Origin of the sequence: Aetokthonos hydrillicola CCALA 1050, assembly GCF_017591665.1 — a bacterium.
GTDB lineage: Bacteria > Cyanobacteriota > Cyanobacteriia > Cyanobacteriales > Nostocaceae > Aetokthonos > Aetokthonos hydrillicola.
In genome coordinates, this window is sequence record NZ_JAAKGC010000401.1 from 1 (window position 1) to 1,329 (window position 1,329).

The window sequence follows — 1,329 nt, forward strand, 5'->3', positions numbered from 1 at the left end:
ATTAATAATAAATTGAAGCTAATAAAACGAAATGGATTTGGCTTCAGAAATTTTCGCAATTTTGAAATTAGAGCTTTACTTTCTTGGCATTATGATATTAATTTAGCACGTTAAGTACGCAAGAGCCGTTTTCTTCGGAATAAAGGAACTGCTGTGAAAGGTTAATATCCGAAATCTGATCGCCAATCTCCATACTTCCACTTGTTATAATCTTGGCTACAACACCAGTTTGTGTGTGTTTAAAATGCTTTTGTAGCAGAGAAAGCAGAGCAATATCTTGTTCTCCTGTCTCTGGGTTGACATGAATATTTAAGCAACGATTAATTCGTGCTGTGATAGCAATCCTTGCTGTACCAATTTGCATTTCTTGTCCTACCCAGTCGAATTCTTCCCAAGCAGATACACCTTCTAAAACAATATTAGGGCGAAAACGGCGTACATCTACTGTTTGTCCAGCTAGCTCACTCAAATGGTTAATGGTTGCTTGACTAACTATGGAAATATGCGCTGGTTCTCTGTCAGGATAGCGCGTTTTTCCAAACTCTCCTACAAATTGTAAGGGTGCGCGCTCAGGATGTCTCGCTGCGTGAGTAGGATGAATTGCTGCTAAGTATCCCGTGAAAAATGCAGCAATGCGATCGCGTCCACTTGGGCTTACGGTATCGGCTACCAATAACTCCACTCCGTCGCGTTTCACTGTCAAAGTGTTAATAGCAGCATCATAGTAACTATCTAAGGCTCCTAGTGCAGACCAATCGTTTTGTGTGATGAAGTGTTTCTTCTTCATCCACGGTACATCATAACAAGAGTGATGGAGCGAGTCTTCCTCTTGATACATTAAGGCAAAAGTGCGATCGCCAGGAATGCCATGTCCAACTTGTAACAAAACGCGATCGCACTTCTGGGGTGATAACCCTTTGACGGGATAAATAAATAATTGCTGAACGTGAATATTGTTCATCGTTTATGTGTTAGCGGCTCGTTATAACAAGAAACCAAACGATTATCAACTTCATACTAACCGCTAACACTAGAATTTTGGGAACTGGGAGTAACTTTTGGCGTCAAGCTACGGAATTGAACCCCTCTCCGGTCTAAAGACACGGAGATTCTGGTAAAACATTACCCCTCAGCTTTTAACCCTACTGGTTTATCTGGCTGAGTAGTTTTCACCTTGTTAGAGATCCGCTAAGCGGGGAGAATGAGTCTTCCCACGTTCAGACGCGCTTACTTGATTCGCGGATTGTTTGAAACGCTCCCAAGCCTCTAGCAGGGTTGGCTCCATCCCCGGATACTGACAAGCAGCATCCTGCAATGAGAGCGTATTTT

The 1,329-nt window shown here is 42.5% G+C and carries 2 protein-coding genes; one reads left to right on the forward strand and one right to left on the reverse strand.

Annotated features, from left to right (window positions below; translation table 11 throughout):
• On the forward strand, positions 1–114 hold a 114-nt coding region (locus G4P69_RS38315; protein ID WP_208355222.1), incomplete at its 5' end, for a transposase.
• Here the strand turns inward: G4P69_RS38315 and G4P69_RS38320 are convergent.
• Positions 98–961, reverse strand: coding sequence for an MOSC domain-containing protein (locus G4P69_RS38320; protein ID WP_208355220.1), 864 nt, complete (start codon positions 959–961; stop codon positions 98–100). The two genes, G4P69_RS38315 and G4P69_RS38320, sit on opposite strands and share 17 nt — an antisense overlap.
• Positions 962–1,329 lie beyond the last annotated feature (368 nt).